Source organism: Sporosarcina ureilytica, from assembly GCF_001753205.1.
GTDB classification, from domain to species: domain Bacteria; phylum Bacillota; class Bacilli; order Bacillales_A; family Planococcaceae; genus Sporosarcina; species Sporosarcina ureilytica.
In genome coordinates this window covers 1,455,447-1,476,756 of the sequence record NZ_CP017560.1, presented here as the reverse complement: position 1 = coordinate 1,476,756, position 21,310 = coordinate 1,455,447, and the positions used below count along the sequence as shown (strand labels likewise).

Annotated in this window: 13 protein-coding genes and 1 other RNA gene; 1 reads left to right on the top strand and 13 read right to left on the bottom strand. The window is 36.1% G+C overall.

Annotated features, from left to right (window positions below; all coding sequences use genetic code 11):
• Window positions 1-20: 20 nt before the first annotated feature.
• The 11 genes from BI350_RS07410 to BI350_RS07360 form a co-directional block, all read right to left on the bottom strand.
• Window positions 21-848, bottom strand: coding sequence for an IS3 family transposase (locus BI350_RS07410; protein ID WP_075526276.1), 828 nt, complete (start codon window positions 846-848; stop codon window positions 21-23).
• Window positions 849-865: 17 nt separating this feature from the next.
• The gene (locus BI350_RS17400) at window positions 866-1,186 is read right to left on the bottom strand and encodes a transposase (protein ID WP_075526275.1); all 321 of its coding nucleotides are present in this window, start codon (window positions 1,184-1,186) and stop codon (window positions 866-868) included.
• A 77-nt stretch (window positions 1,187-1,263) separates the two neighbouring features.
• Complete coding sequence (locus BI350_RS07400) at window positions 1,264-1,722, bottom strand: 5-oxoprolinase subunit B family protein (protein WP_075527513.1); 459 nt, start codon at window positions 1,720-1,722, stop codon at window positions 1,264-1,266.
• A gap of 705 nt (window positions 1,723-2,427) precedes the next feature.
• Window positions 2,428-3,015 (bottom strand): hypothetical protein, encoded by a 588-nt coding sequence (locus tag BI350_RS07395; protein WP_155767491.1) that lies wholly within the window; start codon window positions 3,013-3,015, stop codon window positions 2,428-2,430.
• Between the two features lie 884 nt (window positions 3,016-3,899).
• Window positions 3,900-4,814 carry a restriction endonuclease gene (locus tag BI350_RS17060; protein ID WP_075527511.1) on the bottom strand — a complete coding sequence of 305 codons (915 nt, stop codon included), beginning with the start codon at window positions 4,812-4,814 and terminating at the stop codon, window positions 3,900-3,902.
• 610 nt (window positions 4,815-5,424) lie between these two features.
• On the bottom strand, window positions 5,425-10,626 hold the full coding sequence (gene dptH / locus BI350_RS07385; RefSeq protein WP_075527510.1) for a DNA phosphorothioation-dependent restriction protein DptH: 5,202 nt from the start codon (window positions 10,624-10,626) through the stop codon (window positions 5,425-5,427).
• Complete coding sequence (gene dptG, locus BI350_RS07380) at window positions 10,607-11,977, bottom strand: DNA phosphorothioation-dependent restriction protein DptG (protein WP_075527509.1); 1,371 nt, start codon at window positions 11,975-11,977, stop codon at window positions 10,607-10,609. Before dptG ends, dptH begins: the two co-directional genes overlap by 20 nt.
• A complete protein-coding gene (gene dptF / locus BI350_RS07375; protein WP_075527508.1) occupies window positions 11,974-14,181 on the bottom strand; it encodes a DNA phosphorothioation-dependent restriction protein DptF in 2,208 nt (735 codons plus the stop codon). Before dptF ends, dptG begins: the two co-directional genes overlap by 4 nt.
• A gap of 615 nt (window positions 14,182-14,796) precedes the next feature.
• Window positions 14,797-15,867 (bottom strand): DUF4145 domain-containing protein, encoded by a 1,071-nt coding sequence (locus BI350_RS07370; protein ID WP_075527507.1) that lies wholly within the window; start codon window positions 15,865-15,867, stop codon window positions 14,797-14,799.
• 161 nt (window positions 15,868-16,028) lie between these two features.
• The gene (locus BI350_RS07365) at window positions 16,029-17,978 is read right to left on the bottom strand and encodes a DUF2075 domain-containing protein (RefSeq protein WP_075527506.1); all 1,950 of its coding nucleotides are present in this window, start codon (window positions 17,976-17,978) and stop codon (window positions 16,029-16,031) included.
• Between the two features lie 538 nt (window positions 17,979-18,516).
• Complete coding sequence (locus BI350_RS07360; RefSeq protein ID WP_075527505.1) at window positions 18,517-19,626, bottom strand: DUF4268 domain-containing protein; 1,110 nt, start codon at window positions 19,624-19,626, stop codon at window positions 18,517-18,519.
• A gap of 474 nt (window positions 19,627-20,100) precedes the next feature.
• Here BI350_RS07360 and BI350_RS07355 point away from each other — a divergent pair, with 474 nt between their 5' ends.
• Window positions 20,101-20,334: a YitT family protein gene (locus BI350_RS07355; RefSeq protein ID WP_075527504.1), complete on the top strand. Its 234-nt coding sequence runs from the start codon at window positions 20,101-20,103 to the stop codon at window positions 20,332-20,334.
• A gap of 17 nt (window positions 20,335-20,351) precedes the next feature.
• On the opposite strand, the gene ssrS is transcribed toward BI350_RS07355, so the two are convergent.
• Both ssrS and BI350_RS07345 read right to left on the bottom strand, forming a co-directional pair.
• Window positions 20,352-20,549: non-coding RNA, 6S RNA (gene ssrS, locus BI350_RS07350), on the bottom strand.
• Window positions 20,550-20,832: 283 nt separating this feature from the next.
• Complete coding sequence (locus BI350_RS07345; protein WP_075527503.1) at window positions 20,833-21,309, bottom strand: hypothetical protein; 477 nt, start codon at window positions 21,307-21,309, stop codon at window positions 20,833-20,835.
• Window position 21,310 lies beyond the last annotated feature (1 nt).

Sequence of the window (21,310 nt, the reverse complement as noted above, 5' to 3'; positions counted from 1 at the left end):
CACGTATAAAACAACAGTCGCTAGGCTGCTTCTACAAAATATTCTCTTGGTGAAAGGTAGCCTAGTTTTTCCTGAATACGTTCTTCATTATAATAATTTAAATAGTCAGTGACGCGTTTAGTGACTTCTGCATTACTAAGTGAATTGAATTTAACATACTGAAACTCTTCAGATTTCAAGCTTGAGTGGAACGATTCTATAACTGCGTTATCCCAACAATTCCCTCTCCGTGACATACTGCATACCAGATGATTTGCCGTTACATAATCTTGGAATGCGTATGATGTGTACACGGTACCTTGATCGCAATGAATGATAACTCCTTCAGGGTTGTTGCGGGCTTCTAATGCCCCCTTAAGGGTATCGATGACAAGGGATGTCTGTTGATGATCGTACAATTTGTAGGCTACAATTTCATTATTATATAAATCCATAATAGTGGAGAGATATTTTGTTTTACTACCATATTGAATATAGGTAATATCAGTTACCCACTTCTCATTTGGTGCACTTGCAGTAAAATGACGATTAAGCAGATTAGGTCTGATTACGACTGTTTCACCTTGTGACTTCCATTTTCTTTTAGGCTTAACACGACATTGTACATTATGCTTTTGCATGATTGATTGAACCGTATTACGATTTAATCTAATCCCATATTCTTTCTTTAACAGAGCTTTAATTTTTCTGTGTCCATAGCGATACTTAGTTTTCTTGCACAGTTCAATGATTGCCTCTTCTTTGGTTGAAAGTGATTTCTCACGCTCTTCGCCAAGCCATCTATAATAGTTTGAACGGGGAACTTGTAATGCCGATAAGATAGAGGTAATTGTGTATTTTCCTTTCATTTCCTCTACAGTTCTAATTACCTCTTCTTTTCCAACCCCCTTTTTATCTCTAAATACTTTTTTAGCACTTCATTCTCCATTTTCAATTGAGATAGCTGATGATCTTGTCTCTCTTGTCCATTCTTGAAATCATAACGAAAACCATAGGCATACTGTTGGCCGATTGGTTGATCAAAGCGATAAGTTTCATTGTTTTTATACCACTTCATCCAGCTTGCAATTTGCGCTCTATTTTTGATTCCATGCCTCTCTAAAATCTCTTTATCTGTAAAGTTACCACTTAATTTATCTTTCACAACAGCCCATTTAACTTCACTTGAATATCTGTTTCTTTTCAATATAAAAACCCCCGACGTTATCGCTTTTTACTAGTGTAACACTTTGATGTTGTTTTATATTGTCCCAAGAATTTGGGTTAGCCCACTCCAATGTATGGAAATCCTGGTGCAAAACCAATAAAGTATACTAAATAATCCCCACTCGAATGTATTTTGATGACCTCTTCAATCGTTAATCTATTATATTGTGCAACATATTCTATATCCGGACCAAATTCTCCTCCGTAACAAATTGGTATTTCAATAGTTTTTTGTTTGTTTATATTAACAGGACTATTACTTTTCAGTATGTTATCTATTAATTTACATACTGTTTGATACGGAGAACGCTCCGAGTTCATCCTGCTTACTTTAAAAACATCATAAAATAAAGTTACATTCGTATAAGCTGGAATATGTTCTATAAACCATTTTTCATCATTTTGATCTAGCATTGAACATACTTCCTGAACTTTCCGATGTGTTTTTTCATCTATTTTATTACCAAGTTCAATGACCACTCCATTTTCCCCAAATGGGCTTAAATAATAGTCCATCTTTTTCTCCTTTCAACCATTTTTCACATTTTCCAATAATAACTAGTATTCACACTAGGTTACATTCAATATCTCATCACTTACCTACTTTAATGTACTTAGAATGCAACGATTAGAATATGAAACAAACAATCAACGACTCGATTTCAGGTATTCCTTGGAAATCATCGTCACTTGTCTCGTTTGTTATTCGATATGATTTGAACAAATCTGCTTTTTTAAATATTTCAAAGAAACATCTAAGTATGTAGTATCCTAGGCTTCGCTTAGTACTTAATCTAAATCCTATTTAAATGACAGGACTATAAAACAAAAGTAAACAATCCACTATCCTTTGAATATTTCGACATCTCTCGATATAAGTGTGGCTGCATATTCCGAGTTAGATGATATTGAGATCAGCGATGTAGCAGTGTGACTCCCTTATTAACTAAATAGTCACTCTACTGCTAATATACCATTCAACACACAACAGTCAATAGATTACTTAATATTAAAATTATTCATTAACCTCTTTAAAACTATTAAAACTAAATTGTGTTGCGTACCTGTGTCACATTCCAGTATGACTAATAAACGTGTATGGCGCCAGGTTCTAAAACAATTCGAAATTGTGTTGGAACCTGGTATCAAAATTCCTATGATTGATCACGCCTTTAATGATATTGAATTATTATTTTTCGGGGTAGGACAAAACTAAATTGTTTAGCTAGGAGATAAAAAAAGCCTAAAAGTCACTTCTAAAATGACTTTTAGGCTAGTTGAATTTTGTAAGTTTGGTTCTCGTGAAATTGGCTCACAAACCCAAATACAAATATTTTCACTTAACTTGAGCAAGAACTCTCTATATTTTTCTTCGCTCACAACAACTCTTTCATCTATCTCTTTATCAAAATCACAATCCAAAACCCGGCACCATTGCCTTGCCCGAAGTACAGCCCTTCCACCATCACTTACTTCAATAATCGGTTTTTGTTCGCCATCGACAGTGTGATGAACAAGTAAGAATTGCCCCTTCCTAACAGCTTCACCAGGATAAATAACTTGAATGAAACCATTCTTTTCTCTCAACTTTCTCTGAGTAGAAGCGTTAAAACGAGGAAAATTCACCTCCTTGTAATCAAAACTAACTGATTCCAAAGCCTTTTCAAGCGGTGTTCCATAAATTGAACAAGGCACTCCTTGAAATGTTACAACAGGCACAGGTTGACCATTTGGCTTGTCCTTAAACTCAGGGGGAAGACTTTCCTTAAATCGCTCAAATATTTTATCGTATCCCCAATTTGTTGACATACCTATTCCTCTCATCAGGTGTTTTACCAAACTTTTTTTCAATATATTCCAAAGCCTCCGCCGGCTCTTGTTCCAAAAGTTCTTCTACTCGTTCTTTAAGTTCTTCGACAATCAGTTCATCGTCACTAGGTGCGAATAAAGAACTAAATCCTTGCTCTTTTGAAAGCGTATCTGCAAATGGAACTTCCCACGTTCGCCTAAAAGCTGTCTTTCATACATTGTTTAATCGCTTTCATCCTACCCGACCGAACGTATTGCCGTACTGTCACGATAGATAAGGAGAGCACATTTCACACCCGTTGGCCAATTGATTAAAATGAAAGGTACCTGTGTGAAAAATATCCAGAAATTAAGTCGCAATTACATACGCCTATGAAATGAGGTTGATTATATCAGCGTTAATAGGCATTTTTCCCAATACTTATACAGAACATTTATTTTCATACAAAAAAAGCACCAACAAATTCTAGTTAATTACTTTAGAACGCTGGTACTCTATTTATTACCGCTATGCAATGCTAGTCGCTATCCTTCACTGACCTGTTCAGCTATAGGCTACAGGCAAAACCTCAACATCATAATACTGCAAAGCTTTAATACACTCTTCCTTCAATGTTTCGATATCCATTAATGGCGCCATCATAGTGAAAGGTACCTGCAAGACACAACTATAACAATTCAAGTTTAGGAGTGAAAATACAAAATAAATCCAATAAAACATTCGTTTGATTAGATTTCGTAATTCGCTTTATGCAATCGTAGTTAATAAACTTAATAGTGTATGAAACAGGTACCCGACACTATCTAGCTTGACATACCCACCCTGTTTCAGATACCTCTCCTTTTCAAGAACAGACGCTCCTCATAACACAGATACGTTGTAGTCACTGAAGTTTCAAATCCCGAATAACCTTTACTAACTCTGCGCCGAAATCCGCGATCTTTTTCTCGCCCATTCCTCGTATTTGTCGTAGTTCATCAATTGTTACTGGCCTCTTTTCTACAAGTTCATCTAGAGTTTTGTTCGTGAAAATATGAAAAGCTTTCAGTCCTGATTCCCTTGATTTCTTCAAGCGATATTTTTTTAAATGTGCTTCTAGTTCATTAGCAGATACAGCTTCAGATTCCAAGGTTGCTGCTATGGATGCTTCTATTTTGTTAGTAAGTTTTACTTCCTGAACATTGCTTAGTAGAGGGGTGCTAGCTTCCACAGTCTGTACAGACTCACTTAATCCCGCTTGTTTTTTTCTGAAATTAATACCAAGCTGTATTAATTCATCACGGTTAATCATTCGGACATGATTGCTCTTGGCTAACTTGATAGCGGCTTTCGTATAATAACTGTTCGAAATGACCCATGCAGCACTTGCATTATACATTTTCATTGCTGGTATGACTTCTTGAACAGCTGCAATCCCAACAGATCTTTTATAACGTTTAGCCTGAACAACAATTATCTCTTTTCCTTTTTTCAGTATTAAATCTGCACCGAAATCACCAGTTGTAGGTGTATATGTAGCCCGATAACCAAGCGATTCAAAAAGCGTCCCAACATACTTCTCAAATTCTATACCCGACATCTGATCGATTTCAGTAATGCGGGATTGTTGCACTCGTTTCTTGAATCGTTCTTTTCTCCAAATAGAAAATATAATTATAAGTCCAAATGTAACGCCTACAGAAATGCCAACCCCTTTTAAAGTCCCGAACTTGTACCATCCAACTAATCCAGCTACAAGTACCAAAAGTCCAATTATAGACTCAATTTCTTTTTGCACTCTTTTTGTTCGATTACGCAATTCATATTCCCCTTCCTGAATCCACATAATATAATTCTATAGTGAAAGGTGCCAGGCTCTAATTCTACAGTTCATTGTTGTTCAACATTTAATCACATCTGCCTATTTACCTCAGTCAATACCTTGTAAGATGTATATCCCCTTATCCCTGAAAAAAGCCTTCCTTGTCTTCTGAATATTATAGTCTACTAAAACATTACAAATGGGGCGAATTATACTACCATTTTATCATATACGTGCAACTAAAGGTAGAAAACCGGAATAATTTGACATACGCAGAGAGTTTGAGTGAGTATATTCTACCTATATCAATTGTGCTCAATGATCTGCCATAAAAAACAGGCAAAATTCCTGCGCTCACTACAATTTGAATGAGCGCATGGAAATTACCTAAGAATACGATTCAGTTTTACGATTTGTAGCCGTAACAGTAAACAAAAAACATCCCCCAATCGAAAAAACGATTCGGAGGATGTTCGGTAAGATTATTTATTGTTTTTTTTCGTATAAGGCACCTGTGTTCCGACCTATCATGGCAATTAAAACATTCAAGTTTACCTAAACAAACGCGAATATCTTTGACACAAGTACGCTTTATGGATACACTTCTTTAGTTTCTTTCGTTCATAGGCGGCACGCTAACCACATAAACTTGTGACTGACTTAAAGTCCCGTTCTCCTCCATAAATTGGCCAGTTACTAAACATTGACCTTTGACTAATTTACGTAAAGCCTCTTGATAGTCTCCGCCTAAATTGCGAGAAATGCTGGTAACTTCACTTTCGGCAGGATTGAAAAATACTTTCGTTGCCGCACCTTGCAATGTTGACAATTCTTCAGGTGAGAAATTTGTGAAAGTCTGTGTAGCAAACCATGCGGACCAACCAAACTTTCTACCCTCACGTAAAATTAAATTTGCCGGAGAACCTCCCCCAAATGCTAAGTTTTGTGCTTCGTCTAAAACAATTGCCATAGGGTTTTCTTCAGTTTTACTCAAACGATAATACCATAAGTCCCATAATACGAATTCCGTTAATAATTTCTTTATCTCGATCTGTGAATAGCCATCTAATTGAATAATTGTCACTTGACCATCATCTTGGAAGTAATCGTCCCATTTATGCTCCGACGAATAATCAAATGGATCTAAATGAATAAATTGAATGAGCCGTGATAGTATTGAACCGACAACCGTTTTGGATACGCCTTCTAAGTTATACAATTCTTCTTCAAGCAAGCTCATTGTCATTTGACTTCCATGATTTTCAATTCCACTTTTAATCGCACGATATAACGTCATTTCTTGTTGAGGTCCTAATGTTCGATAAACAGACGCAAAAACTTCCTTTACGCGCCCAGCTGTCTCAACAATCGGTTCAAGCTCTTCTTTTCCTGAAACAATACGGGTTCTTCTTGTAAATGGATTGATTGGAATTTTGTCTAGATATACACTATGCTCGACCAATCTGTCTCCTAAATGTGCCACAAAGTCTTCTTCAAGTTGAGTCTTTGTATAGCTACTAGAATAGTCGATAACTAGTGAAGGCTGATTTCCTGAGCTTAAACCCATTAGGAGTGATTGAATAAAGTAAGTCTTCCCTTGCCCACTTCGTCCACCGATTAAGAGATGGCGATTTGGTAATTCTTTATGTCCAAATTCCCAATATCGGGCCAAATCGAATTGTGTGTATCCAATTAACGGTCGTGAAATATTATCCTCACGATTTTCTACTAAGGGTGGTGTAGGAGCTGTATCATCTCCCGCTTCTTGAGTCTTATCATCCTCTTCACTTTCGTCTGTGTCTTGGTCACTCATGACAGAAGGTTTTGGTTGCTCTAATTCATCTACTTCTTGATCGTTCTCGACAGAAGGAGCCGGTGAATACTCTTCAGGTTTCTTAGTGTTTTCTACTACCAACTCAATTGTCATATCGGACTTCATGACTTCATCCATCGACTTCGTTAACCATTCATAGCCCATTTGCTCTGGATAAGCGAGGACTAAAACGTTCTCTATGCGTGTACTATTTTCGCTAACTTCTTCTTTTTTAAATGAGAAGATTGCACCTTCTCCAAACGAAGGTAAACCATTAATCGCAACTGTAAAATCGCCATTTAATAAACGATGCGAAATCTGTTCTGTTACCCAAACTTGGTCACCCCAAAACTGCTGTTGTTCCATTTTTTGAGCGACCGTTATCATTCGCTGAGCGAAAAAGTGGCGCATAAACTGTGCATCAAATGTAGATTCAGTTAATACTTCTTTCAGACGACGATTCAGTTCTTTTACTTGGCTAATCCCTTTATCAATGACACCTGATTGATTATGCCCGATTTTCACTTCAATCGGGTAAAGATAAAGAATCAATTGCCCCTCTTCATCCACTTTAAAGCCCATCATTAGTAAGTCGTCACTACAGTTTCCACTCCGACCAATAGTCTTACCAGAGAATAACCCATCTTTTTTATTTAATTGAATTGCATTCGAAACGCGAACAATTTCTTCCATAGAGATAGGTATCCAAGTAACCTCTGGCGCCTTTTCTTTAAAATACTTGAGCGAGAGCTTGACAGCAGACAAAACACTCATCTTTTCGCGCTGATCATGAGATTTGTTTTGAATAGCACGTAGTAACCATTCACCATTAAACACATTAAATGCTTTGATTGTTTCTTCTATTTCCTTTTGTGTGGTTTTAATCTCGCGACTTTCTAAAAACTGCTTTATTACTTGCACGTATTGAGTTGATTTGTTTGTGACTGTAATCGCATCGTACGCATGAGATGAGCTAAGTTGATCACTATAATGAACAATGATTAAATCATCGCGTCTTTCTGTGAAATAAAGTAAATCAACTTCTGGATTAATAAAGGTAACCCAATTTGTTTGTTTATATAAATCTTCCAGCAACTGCTCATTTAAGGCATGGACACGTGTTGATAATGCAATATCTTTATTGTAAGGATTTAAGCCGTTCGTCATCATATTTGCAACATACTCGTTCCATTTTAGGATACTTTTTTCAAGTAAGTTTTCTTTATTTACTTGATGTCCGCCTGTTCCAAATCCAATTCGATATCCACCTTCTTCTGTTAATTGCGAAGTAGGAGAAGTCAATAGACCATTTAAAGCTAGACTATCTGGTAAATCTTGTGTTTTTTGTTGTACAACTTCTGATTTTCCATCCATCTTATAAAATGATAAATGTGCATATTCAATCCGATCTTCTATTGAATGAACGGAATAACGAATTAAACGTTGTAACTGATAAAATACATCCCGAGGTATTTCATACTTATTGTTAAACGATAGTCCTTGGAAATAATGTTCAACTTCCTCATAGTTTTCCATTTGTTGGAACACCTCAAAATGACTTACATGATGTCCCCTCGTATATGCTGAAATTTCAATTGGTCGGAGAGCGTGTAGTTCTTTTCCTTTCTTAACTTCTTTCAAAAACATATTAAGAAGTCCCTTAACAATCTCACGATCATCAGGAATATTTACAATGCTGATTCGTAACGGAGTTTTACCACTTATTGTAAATAAGTATGGGTAGTATTCATAGAACTGCTCAATTTTCTCTTGTACTAGTTGTGCTAAGTATAAATTAGACTCACCCACATTCACTTCATCACTAGGACGATAGATTGTCCATTCAGACATACGATCATGTACTACTGGTTTATACGTGATCCCTTCTTCTACAATCAGTGGTGCAAAATGTGAGTTTTGCATACGTTCAATTGTATTTCTATCAATATCTTCTCCGTTCATTGTCTTTTGTAGCTCTAGTTGATAAGCGACATTTAGCGGTGAATAACTTGTATAGATTAGTTCATCGTTAATATCAATACGGCCTAACTTCATTAAATTACGCACTTCATCTTGTAAAATAGAGTCTACTTCAATATTTTCTATTTCTGTTAAAAATGCTTCTACATACATTTCTGCTTTCTCTCGCAAAGCTTCATCATAGAAAGTAAAAGAATGAATTGTACCTTGTTCTACGACAGCTTCTAAATAAGCATGATAGGCTTCTCTTAGTCTATCTGGTATAGCTAAGGCTATCGCTTCTAAATTTGAGTCTTGATATTTACCATACGCCCACTTTTCCTTAGCCCAACGCTCTTCCAACTTAAAATACTCACGTTCATCTTTATGTGTCGTGTATAAATAGTCTTGAATAATCGCTTTACTATCATCCTCTATTAGTTCTATCGACTGTTGCTTTTCAAACTTCTCTACCCAAATTTGATGAGCTGTCTTCGGAAGGATGCGTAGGGCTTCGTCTTTAACGACTATAGGTACTGTAAATGACGGTGTTTGAATAAAACATTTCACCGAATGATCATCTGTACTTGCGCTCGATTGTATTTCTAATTTAAGTTTTTCGTCTAAGTCACTCACGATTACTTGTTCATTTTCTTTGATTGCAACTTCTCTTTCTGTTCCGGTACCTAGTTGGAAATATTGGTGGTCCATTTGAAGTTCAATTGCATAATTTGCCCTCTGTCCGGTTTGAATTTTATAGTGATGACGGATGGATTCGAACGGTTCAGATGTTGACTTCAAGACCAGCAAGTTAAACGTATAGGGTGTTTTTCCTTCATGCCTATAAACGCTCCGATAAAAGTCTGCCCCTTCTTCTACTTTCACAGTTATCACAAGATTCTTACCGGATGTATTCGTATAAGATTGAGCACGTGATAAAATATGTTCTTTTTTCAAACGTTGACTAAATGGGATACGGACTTCTATTTCTTGCGCTTCCTCTTCTGGAGATAAAAAAGCGATAAGATGCCATGTTCGTAACCCTGCTGCTGTCGTTGCGTTCGGGCGCTTCCACAACTCAATATGCTTATTCATACATTTAATGTCATCACTTAATAATTCGATTTTCGTTGTATTTTTAATGTCTTCTTCCCAATTTAAAATTTTCGTTAAATCGGTTTCATACCACATATCTTTATCGGGATCATTCTTAGGCTCCAGGTCTCTTCGTCCTGCACCAAAACGAGCTTCGAGTTCTTCACGCGCACTTCCTTGTTCACGTGTTTGTTCTATATCGTGATGGAGTTCCGTGTTTTTATTGAGCCTCTGTTGAATTTCTTTCTCTTTCTGATTCCATGCTCTCGATTTTACTGGGAGCGTTTCTTGCTCACTTAATAGCTGACGTAATTCATCGTCAGGAAAGTAATGTAATTCACGATAATCTTCTGTCGTTATCTCTTCTTTATTCGCGATATTTAACACTTCTTCAAAATCTAGAAACGTCGTGTTCTCAAGTGCATATTCACGTTCCCTGCTCTCTAAAAAGTGCTTAATAATTCTACGACTCATTGGATTTTTCACTTGCTGTTCAATCATTTTTTCTAAACTGCCAATAAACTGTTCAACATGTAAAGGCATACCCTCGTGAGTTAGGTTAATACTTCCATCCTTTATGGAATCTTGCAGATTAGAAGTTAATAAAATAAGTGAAGCATTTTTCCAGTCACCTTGTTGTAAACTCATTGCGTTACGTAACGTAACTAAAAATGAACTTGTGATTGATTCATTTACAATCGCGATGACAAACTTATACCCTTGATAAGTTAAAGCGATTGTTTCATAACGTTCGTTCCCTTTTTCATGTTGGTAAAAGAATGCTGATGAAGCTTCTTCACTTTTAAAAGCTTCAAACAAAACTTCAGATGTTTCAATTGACGGCAATTGTAAATAATACCGCCCTATTTTTTGATTGCTAGATTGTTGCTGAAAGAAAGCAACTAATTGTTCCGCAATATATTCATAAAATTGGTTTGACATATTGAGCATCTCCACTATCACTCTTCTTTTCAATATAATTTAACCCGTCTAATAACTCGACAATCACTTCACGAGTCTTGTGGTCTAAGTAAACACCACGGATTTCCAGTTCATCCCATAATCTATTTAACTCTAAACGACTCTCTCCAACAGATATCGCAACAAGCAAGAGTACTTGCCTTTGGTTCAAACTATTTAACTTACCAAGCGATCCTCCGTGCTTATAGAAGTATTTGTTGAATAATTCATCGAGTCCTTTAGGATATCGACTGTTAATTTCATTAGAGATATTTGGTTTTATTTGTTCAAACATCTCTTGATATAAACCTGTTACGGTTGAAGGTTCTTGATAATTACGTGACACTTCACGTAAAGGGATATAAACTTCTTTCATCCAGCTATTTACGGATTCAATATATTGAGCTTCCGCTTCTTCACCTTTTAAATTCTGTGCAATATCATGGTAAAGAAGATTACGCTCATCTGTAAAACTTACTTCACTAACGATATTCAGTAAGTGCTCGTGGGCAAAGAAATTAGCCATCTCTGTTTGAACGCGACGATATCCCCACTTATAGCCATCTCTCCAACGTGCTGCTTTCTCTTCTTGATAGAAGAAATATAAATCTATCCAATTCTCCTCGTTGAATTGTTCAAATCGACTTACTTGCAAGACTAATTGTGTGATGACAATGTATGTATAATGTACGAATAACAAGTCAATATACTGCATGCAAAAACTTGGATGTTTTAACAAAAGTAAAAAGTCTTCCCTAAATTGCCGGGCGATACGTGGTAAGTGATTGCCATATAATCTATCAACACCTTTTGTAGGTTGTTCCGTTTCAGTAGAAAGTAAATTAAGCAAAATATTTTGTGGTTCTAATTCATTTAGTTTTTCTATAAATTCTTCAGCATAAGGCGCTAAAAACGTATCATGTACAAAATGAGCTAAATCGAGTTCTCCTTTCCTAGCCCTCTCCTCTGAAGACAATGGGATAAATTTCAATTGAGACAAATCCTGTATTTGTCCGCTGGAAATATTTTGCAATTCCTTCTCTAAGTAATTTTCGAACCTTCGCTCTGTTGTTTCTTCTCTAAATTGGATGCTTTGTAATACATCTTCTGTCCGAGTAGCATGGCCTTCTATCTCAATTTCTTCGCCATATAACTTACGCATTGCCCCTGCAACTACTGGCATGAAGCCATTTTCAAATTCTGTACGATCATTTCTTGTAGGAAAAGGGAGTAAATGTACTCTTCCGCGACGCCCATTACTATATTTCTTCTTTTCTATGTCTACGCCCATTAATCGATTTACGCGGTCGCTTTGGATAGTATAACTTGTCATTTTACTGTCTCCACCTCATACGTTTTTCCTCCGCGAGCAAAACGCGGTTTCTTAATCCGCATTATATGATTTGTTTCGCGATGTACAATAATTAAGTCATTCGTTTGATCAGTTTGTCGAATCAACTCTTTATAAAACTCCATAAATTGAATTGCTTCATTGTAGTCTTGCTGACCAGGTCTAAGTCCTTCAGCAACATGAATGATTAGTTCAAATAAAGTATAGTCTAATGATATTAATACAGGGGTATCTTCCACGTTATACCCTACTGTTAGTTCTGGCATAAACCTACTGAGCGTATCTTCATTGTGGAACTGTCCATACTGCTCGCCTATATCTTGCTCCCCTTTAAACGGTACTGCCACAGAATACTCATTTTTTGATAGCGGTTGAATATATAAATAACCGTCGATTGGTGAACCAATCCAACTTCTAACTACTTGATCTAGATAGTCGAAAAAGTCTCCGATTACCCCACCTTCACCAATATAATAATGATAGAGGTATGTTAAAAATTGGTGGTAACGTTCGTTTAAGTGATCGTGATTCAATAAATAGTAATGACGGAGAAATAACTTTAAATAGCTTTCATCCATATAATCTTCTGATTCCCAAAGTTTTAAATACGATTCATCATCCGTTAAATATTGCTTGATCATCGCGATAGGTTCTGAAGTTAACATATATTCACTTAACCGTTCATCAAATCGCTCATCTCTTCGCTTTATCGGATCTAACTCATGCAATGCATGCAATAAGTCTGAGCGATCAGGTCTTTCAAACAATAAATACGGCAATAGTTGCTCAGGTTGAACTGTATGCTTATTGTCTAACGGGACTAACACATCGTAAAGTAGATTGTACAAGGCACGTGTTGATAAAAAGAGCTTTCTCTTTATCATTGCTTCAACTAATACTTTCACAAGCGCATGGCGCATTTTCTCATCTTGTAATAAGTGATAGTTTATATGAGCAGCTGTTCGTTCACCCGCATTCCATTCTTTTTCCCATAAACGATAAAATGGGTTTTCATTTGATGGTCGTGAAACTCTTTCAATAATGTCATTGAAAAAACTGGACTGGATTCCTTCAACTGATAGCTCATAAGGTTGTACCCCAGCAAAGTTTAGCAAAGTAGCATGATCATTTTCCTCGTAATAATAGTCTTGTTGTGTCGTAAATACTTCAGATTTCTTAATGACCCTAAGGACCTTTTCAAAATTCCCTGTATGTTCGTGTTTCATATAAAAGTTGTGAAGGACACCAAGGTTAATTGCGATGACTGTCGTTTTAGGCGCTAATGCTCCCTCTTCAAATGGAGCGAGGACTCTTTCTAGCGTTTCTAGCTCATCCTCTGAATAGTTATACGATTCGGTTGAGTCATTATGAATAAAACACGAATCACTATTTAATAACTTAGGGAATGCTTCTTGGACATAAGAGATTAAGTGACTTTTCCCGTCCCCGACACTACCGCACAACATAATTAGATTCGCTTCTGAAGATGCTTCAGCAGTTTCTAATGCAGCAATAAACTGCTTTTGAATTGGTCGTTCAACGTGCATATAATGTTGAAAATTTGTAAATACATCTGCGTGTACGACAGACTCAATAGAAGAAGTCTGAAGTACAGTTAATTGTTCAATAAATGTTTTTGGTGATTGGAAACTTGATGATTCTTCGACTAGAACAGTAGTCTCCAATGATGCAACAGTTTCTTGCTCCACTTCTTGCTTAAGTCGAATGCTTTCTTCAGGTTCTGTTTTTCCCACTGATTCTGTTTGTTCCTGCTGTGTCTCTAGTTCAAATACTGCTTGTAAAAAGCGTTCGTAAGTTTCCACAAATTCTGCCTTACGTTGTTTTGTTAAAGGGAGTGTGAATATATCTTCAAAAAAACCATTTAATTTTAATGCATCACTTAACTCTTCTTTAGAACAATGAAACATTTTATGTATATTTAACCATGCATGGTATAAATTGTTATGTTGGAAGGAAGAGTCTGCTATCCGTGGCTTTTGGTGTAACATTGCTAAATTCCTCATGCGATATTTAGATATTGCTAAAAATGCTCCCTGCAATTGAACCGCTACATCCATTGTTAATAAATCCGTTTCCCCTGAATCTATCCACTCAGATACGCCTGATTCTTCACCTGCATCCATTTCAAGAAAATCTAATAATGGATGCCAAACTTTCTTATTCATATTCGTTCTCCTCATTTATTAGTAATAAGCGCTAATTCCGATAGCACTAGCCATTTTTAAAAATCGTTTTATAGCTATGTTTCCAATAATAGAAGGGTGCTTCCCTGTCTATTTATATACGATAATTACATATTTTATATGAATTTAATGATATCAGCTTACTTTGCTCTACCCCAACAACCAAACCAATCTCAAGTTTAGGGAGTGGTAACCTAAGGATAACATTTTATAAGTTTCACATGTTTTCTTCGTAAGGTGTTCCTCCAATACGTGATATAGTCCCACTTTAACATATTAACGACTATTTTTCTTTACACCCCTCTAAGATTAAGTCCCAAACCTAGTACAAATAATGGTGGATAAGTCACTTTTTTACAGATTACTATATATGAAGAAAGGCATTGGTGAATAATGGCAGAAATTGATGGACCTTGGTTATTCAAAGAAAGGTTGACAGAACAAATGACTTACCCAAGGATGATTCAAAATTACAAGGGGCCCTCTCTCAGTTACTTACCAAAAGTTACAGAGGAATACGATTCAGCTTTATGATTTGGTGTCGTAAAGTACAAAAAGGATTGGGCATCCCCAATCCTTTTATCTCCTATTCGAACTTCATACAAATTCAACCTCAGAAAACTCCAAGCTTTTCATTTTCAATTGATTGAACAAGTTTGCTAACGCCACTTCCCCTACATTTGGATACTTTCCAAGCAGCACTAGTTCTTTTGGCAAATCTGAAACTCTTTCAAAGCCTTGCTCGTGCAACGCTCTCAACAAACTTGTTTGGCCTACAAAATTTTCTTTTGTTAATTCCACGTTTGCAAGTTTTTCAGTTAGAATCACATGTTCTGCTTTATAAAACAACAAAGTTTCACCACTATAATTTTCCTTTAACTCTTTTCGTTCCTTCTCTTCTTGAATGAATTGGCATAGCTCCTCGAAAAATCGTGCATCATTCGATTCATTAAATCGTTTCACAAATTTATGTAGACCATCTATTTGATAAGGCAATTCACTCATTAGCCGTGCCTGCTGCTCCCCATTTAACCGGATTAAAAAAGTGGTTGATTTAGGAAAACGTTGTGGCAATAGGAATGCGTCTCGTAGAAAATGAGGCACTTCAACTGATTGGTCTTTATAATAAATTTCTCTTACCGTTTTAGGAGACAAGTTTATTTTCTTTTTGCCTTTCGAATTTTGTTCTAAACGATTGATTAAACCTTGAATATGAAGAATAATCTCTTCGCTTTCATAGTCCGTTTTCGATGGAAGAGGCTCTATGTAAGTAGGCACAGTAAGATTTGGTGAAGCGTAGGTCTCAATATACCATGTCAAAATTAAATGCTGGTACTCCCAACAAAAAAGTGCTTCTCGGATTAATATTTTCCGTGTTGCATCATGGCTCGCGACATTTCCATTTCTTCTAACGAACTGAAATGCCTGATCTACAGTAGGTGTTAAAATACCTTCTCTATTTAACTTCATTTGTAAATCTGAAAAGCTAAGCTCATCGCTTTCAATTTTCTCAATTTCTGAGATATGTCTTGCTAATGTTTCAGCCATTGTTCTAATTGTCTGCATTGCCGCCCTTGGAGAAACATAAATCAGCTTTTCAATTTCCACAGTTAGTTCAGCTAAACTAACATTAATGTCTAATAATATTTCATACAGTTTTTTTGACATGCTTACACCTCTCTTGAAATTATTTGCTAGCCATAATATTGTTAATGCTTAATTCCTACTATTTAATCTTCATTTGAAACAAGAGAAACTAGATATGAGAGTGTCGATCACTAATTCTACTTCTAGAATAAATAAAAGGTTTATTAACCGTTTTAGTTTCATTAATCTTCACCATCAACATCCGCACCATAACCTTCCCTCTCGTCCACTAAATACAACAATTCTTCTCTTTTCTTCTTATATAAACTAACCTTTTCTAACCGTTCTTTTATATACGCTTGTAATCCAGGATCGGTACAGTATATGAAGCATCCCTTCTGGCCTCGTGTCATCAGCGTTCTATAAGTATTTCTTATAATAGGATCCGCCAAGGCTTCAGCTTTCTCCGGATTTTCTTTCGCAAGTTTCTTAATCCCTCTTAATGATTGGTCTGTCCTTGCTCGTTTAGTATAATCTGTCATCACTTTTCCATCTTCATAGCGTAAATCATCTCCAATGATAACGCCGACATAATCGAATTCCAACCCTTGTGCAGTATGAATACATCCCGCTTCTCTAACAGAGGAATTTTCGATAGCCCAGGTATTTTCAATATTCCAACTCACTCCAAAATCATGTTCGGGAATCGTAATGTCATGATGATTTACATCTTTACGATTTTTCGTAGGCCAATCCCAACAATAGCCCGCCATTATCCTAGATTTATTATTTCTTACATTTAACTTTTCAATTTCAGCGAGCATAATATTCGGGTCATCAAATAAACGCACATCATATTCCATGCCTAATTCATGCATATTTGCAGTATCTCTAATTCTAAGAACATCATCTAACCAAGCTATATACCCATCAGAACCATCACAACGAAATTGTGAAGTCAGCTCATAAGAAATAACTTCTGCATCAAACTCATTCGCATATTTTTTTATTAAATCTACACTGCCGACATCATTCAATGTCACTTTTTGGTTCTCATCAATGAAAAAAATAGTGAAATTAGCACCTTTTATTAATTCCTTAACCTGATTTTCTCCCATGTTGCGGAACATACCCGATTTTTCATTCAACCGATGGGCTTCATCAACAATTAATATATCGAATTCATTTTCATCTACATTCGTAAAACTACCCGACCCTTTGAATAAATTATCAATATGAGATTTGGTAAAATCACCTTTTAACTTTGTAGAATAAACATTTCGTGGGGCTGCATTTCTTGTCACATACATCGCAACTAATTCTTGGTTAATCAAATTTACGAGTAGGTTAATTGCTAAAACAGACTTTCCTGTTCCAGGTCCACCTTCAACTATCATTACTTTCTTTTGATCATTCCTAGTGGCTTCTAGCGCTAAGTGAAATGCATCTTCATAAAATACTTTTTGATCATCTATCATGATAAATTCTTCATTGCCTTTTAACATATTGTTCAAAGCATCTTGTAAGGATTTTGAGGGACGTATTCTACCATTTTCAATTTGATAGATTAAATTATTTTGATCGCCTACTTGAATATACTTTTTAATAAATGCACGTAGCTTTTGAATCTCACCTTTAGCGAAAATCGGTGCTTTATCCAAATGCTCTTGATAATGTACATCAGTTAAAGGATCCTCTTCAGTTTTACGATAGTTATGTAGATAAGCGCACGGCTTCAACTTAATTTCCTGTTCTTGAACGTTCACATTAAAGTCTTCAATTAGCGCAGCATAAGACCATGCTTGGTAAGAAGGGTGAGTTGTTTCACGAATACCGCCACCTAAATATGTTTTAACGAGCGCATCACGTGAAGTTATCTTCTCAACTGTTTCCCACTGCTTGAGTTCAACAATTACAACATGATCCTGCTTACCATCGTTACCTGCAACAATAAAGTCCACTCGTTTCGATGTATTTGGAATGTTAAACTCTATTGCTACCGCAGCATCTTTAGGAATATCATCATCCTGCATAACATTCGACATCTTTTGTAACGAATTTTCCCATGAACGAATTTCCGCTTTAGATGTACGTCCAATTTTTTCTTGATAAGAATTATATAGTCTTTCTATTAAGACTTCATTTATAACATCCCCAACAAACTCTTCCTTTGTGGATTCATATATAATCATCAATTACCCCACCTTTCATGATTTAGTCCAATGCGACCTAAACATACTTTTAGGTTAGCGGTAAAGACATTTAAAAATGGACAGTTAATTATTCAAACAGCATCAAAAATACATGACATCTTTAACATAGCCCCATTCTACCATATCCATAGTCTACGTTCTTAATCTTCAGCTATTCTATCTTCATAAGAAAATGTATCCTTAAGTAGAACTTCAATGGCCTTGCCCCATAAGTCTGGGGCATAGGCACTCATCAAAAATTAAGTGAACGATAGTTTCAAACGCACGCGTTCAGCTTTAAACATTTTCAAAAAAGTTATACCGTCACATAATGTACACGTGTAAAGGGAGATAGCCTCATAAACTGAATTCCCTTTCTCCAAAAAAACAGCCCCGGATTCCTCAAAAATCCAAAGCTGGTATCAACCACTAACCTCTTATCTCTTATCTCTTATCTCTTATCTACCTGTTTATTATGACTAAATATTGCTCCGTCATGCCACGACGTTTAATACACTTACACTTTGTAAGGATTCAATTATCTCCTCATCACTTCCCGCAATGCATCTTTAATTGACTGCTCAAATTTAATCATAGACGATGTTAAAAACTTTATGATTTTCTCCCAATCCTCACGGTTATAGACATTTACATCTGTTAATGAATAAGCAACACGGCTTCCCTTTCCTTCATCTAGCCTTTGCCAATCTAATTGCTCACCAAACTTTTCTTCGATTTCATTTTTATATTCAAATAAGTCGTCAAAAATCCTCTTGTTTTCACTTTGAGTCCGACCAATAATCCAAAGTTCTACCCTTGCGTAACTGCCTGTCACGACGAACATATATGAAATTCCGCTATACCCACTCCCACAACTGAGCCAACCATCTTTTGTTGGTCCAACATTTTGAAATAGATCGGATTGTTGGTTCATTTCCTGCAAAAGCTCTTTCCGAAATTCTGTTCGTATATTAAATCTTGTCTGGTTTTGTTCTTTCGTTTTACTTTCTTCTTGTTTCTTATTTGCAATCTTAATCAAATACTCTTCAGCATCTGTAATTGGAATAATTTGTTCCGTATCTAAAAAGATATTTCCATCTAGCTCATACGGTGTGACTTTAATACATTTAATTTTAATATTATGTTCCAGTAACCATAGTGCAGTTGATGTCACTTCTTTTCGAAAGTTCGCTGCGACCATAATAATTCGTTGATCATCATGATTGAGTATAACTTCACTAAAATTTTCTACTTGAAAAAACTCACATAAAATCGTTTCAGCTATTCCACCCTCAGTCTGCTCATCTAAGTAACTTTGGAATATTTCTCTTACATCATTTTTCGTTAAACTCGAGCAATAAGAAGCATATTTCAACGATTGCCAAACAACATCTCTACCACTGTCATCCAATTTATTTTCAATAATAACCAAGTTTCCTTCTTCATCAAGCGCAAGTAAATCTAATCTTTCACGCGTATCATCAAAACCGCTAAATTCTTTTTGAATAATTAGCAGACTTTCACCTAAAATATCCGTGTTCTTGCGGATCCATTCTTGTAAGTGTTGACGTTCGGTGAACTGTAACTCTTGAAATGTTTTCTTCTGAATTGATGTCGCTTCGTTTTTCTCTCTATCTATTAAAAACAATTTCCTCTTCCTTTCATTTTAGCCCTATTTTCTGTGACTCCCTTGAAAGTTATATTCCATAGCCAGACAAGCTTTATCGTTGTATTTAAATCGCTACTTAGTTTTCTATTGTGTCTTCTCGTATCTCGCTCTCTATTTAATCAGTTCCGGGTGTTTATTCTCTTTCTCTCTCTAAATTAGAAGAATAGCTAATAATTCAAAGAAAAGAACCATTCAGATGCAGGAATTTTCACACATTGACATTTTACCACACTTCACATTGCGCCTCTTTCGTTCCTTACAATTTCTGTAATGATCGGTACTTATGATAGATACCTATCACTCATATTCCCGTAAAAAAGCTTCAAATTATGATAACTGGGTAAAATGAATTGTGACACCCTGTATCCCTAATAAATTTACTTTCAGTCAAAGATGTTTGACGTAATATTTTAAGAAATGGATTGTGACTCATTTAAAAAGGGGCTGTTTTTATTGGAAGGGAAAAAAGTCGGCGATGCCATTCGACAGTTTGCTTTAATTATTATCGGGGCTGCACTTGCTGGATATGCGCTTGATGCGGTTCTTATTCCGAATTCGATTATTGATGGTGGAGTTACAGGAATTAGCATAATGGGGAATCGTGTATTCGGTATCCCACTACTTTTTAAAGTACGACAAAAAAACATCCCCCAATCAAAATCCGATTCGGAGGATGCATATTTATAGTATTTATTATTCAATAGGTAGGAGCCGCCTTTGCCGTACCGTCTTTAGAAAGTTTTAAACCACCACTCCTTAAAGTGGGTGTTCGCAGAAACTTTCCTGTCTGTCCCCGTTGTTTATAAAAAGAACGAGGCTTGCCATTCCAGTTTCGATGATAAAACTCCCTTTTACAGCTTAAAGGTTAAAACTTAATGTTGGTACGAACAATGCAGCTTGTATTAGTATTTTATAATATAGAAGCGTCACTTTCAACGGCAATATTTTCCTACAGTGCCAGTTCTATTATTAGGACTATATAATAGAAGGAACTCGTTTATTCTAGAGCCAGGTCTGTTTGACACGAAAGCTAATGAAATAAGGTTGGTTTATGACAATTTAACCTTTTGAAGAAATCGACTAAAGGAAGCTAATCGTATTCGGATATGTTCGGTATTCTCCTGATAGGTTATTCAACTTTGCTATATTGTCTGACTAGCTTCTTGCATGGGCACCTATTGTAAATCATCCCACACCATTCCCCACCCGATACAACCACCGCTCCCCCGCTCGCGCATGCCCCAAATAATACGGATACGAAACAACTTGTTTACGCTGGAAATATAAGATTTGTGATGCTCCTCTTTCATTGAAATGAAAGATTTTTGTCATTAAATGAGACCCATTCGTTAAACGTTTAGGTACTTCTCGAAACATTTCCTGATGGAGTGAATGAGCTTCCAAGGCGTTTTCACAGTAGTAAAATGCATAGATGTCTGGGTGATGGGTTTCGATAATATATAGTTTAATTTTCCCGATTTGTAGAAAATTCCGCTCCACTATATCCTCAATGACTTTTTCGTCATAGTCAATCGTATCTAATCTTTCCGAAGGGTCGTTTAGAGTTACTAACCCTTTTGAAATTGCCCAGAAAACCCGGTGTGCGAGGCCAATTAATTCCACTTCAATTGCTAAATCGAGTACTTCTTTTACTGTCGCCATT

Excerpts from the sequence above, each read along its gene's own strand:
- BI350_RS07400 (WP_075527513.1), bottom strand. The coding sequence starts at position 1,722 with ATGGACTATTATTTAAGCCCATTTGGGGAAAATGGAGTGGTCATTGAA.
- BI350_RS07345 (WP_075527503.1), bottom strand. The coding sequence starts at position 21,309 with ATGGCGACAGTAAAAGAAGTACTCGATTTAGCAATTGAAGTGGAATTA.
- BI350_RS07370 (WP_075527507.1), bottom strand. The coding sequence starts at position 15,867 with ATGTCAAAAAAACTGTATGAAATATTATTAGACATTAATGTTAGTTTA.
- BI350_RS07395 (WP_155767491.1), bottom strand. The coding sequence starts at position 3,015 with ATGTCAACAAATTGGGGATACGATAAAATATTTGAGCGATTTAAGGAA.
- dptF (WP_075527508.1), bottom strand. The coding sequence starts at position 14,181 with ATGAATAAGAAAGTTTGGCATCCATTATTAGATTTTCTTGAAATGGAT.
- dptH (WP_075527510.1), bottom strand. The coding sequence starts at position 10,626 with ATGTCAAACCAATTTTATGAATATATTGCGGAACAATTAGTTGCTTTC.
- BI350_RS07410 (WP_075526276.1), bottom strand. The coding sequence starts at position 848 with ATGAAAGGAAAATACACAATTACCTCTATCTTATCGGCATTACAAGTT.
- BI350_RS07365 (WP_075527506.1), bottom strand. The coding sequence starts at position 17,978 with ATGATTATATATGAATCCACAAAGGAAGAGTTTGTTGGGGATGTTATA.
- dptG (WP_075527509.1), bottom strand. The coding sequence starts at position 11,977 with ATGACAAGTTATACTATCCAAAGCGACCGCGTAAATCGATTAATGGGC.